Annotated in this window: 1 protein-coding gene; it reads left to right on the top strand. The window is 65.8% G+C overall.

Going from position 1 to position 547, the window contains the following annotated elements; translation table 11 throughout:
• Nucleotides 1–496 (top strand): aminotransferase class III-fold pyridoxal phosphate-dependent enzyme (locus EN750_RS38220; RefSeq protein WP_127399513.1); only part of this gene is annotated, 496 nt, incomplete at its 5' end.
• Nucleotides 497–547: the final 51 nt, after the last annotated feature.

Genomic DNA, 547 nt, shown 5'->3' on the forward strand with positions numbered 1-547 from the left:
CATCACCACCATGGCCAAGAGCCTGGCCGGCGGTTTCCCGCTGGCCGCGGTCACTGGCCGCGCCGAAATCATGGATGCGCCCGGCCCCGGCGGGCTCGGCGGCACCTATGGCGGCAGCCCGATCGGTGTTGCCGCCGCGCACGCCGTGCTCGACGTGATCGAGGACGAAAACCTGTGCGACCGCGCCAACACGCTGGGCGCAAGGCTGAAGCAGCGGCTGCAGTCGATCCGCGACGACGTGCCCGAAATCGTTGACATCAGAGGCCTCGGCTTCATGAATGCGGTCGAGTTCAACGACGTCAAGAAGGGCCTGCCGTCGGCCGAGATCGCCAATGCGATCCGGTTGAAGGCGCTCGACAAGGGCCTGATCCTGCTGACCTGCGGCGTCTACGGCAACGTCATCCGCTTCCTGGCGCCGATCACCATCCAGGACGAAGTCATGAACGAAGCACTCGACATCCTGGAAAGCTCGATCCGCGAAGTCTGCGCCGCCTGAACTTCTACCCTCCCCTTGTGGGGAGGTCGGACCGAAGGTCCGGGTGGGGGC

The organism is Mesorhizobium sp. M7A.F.Ca.ET.027.03.2.1, from assembly GCF_003999175.1.
Lineage (GTDB): Bacteria > Pseudomonadota > Alphaproteobacteria > Rhizobiales > Rhizobiaceae > Mesorhizobium.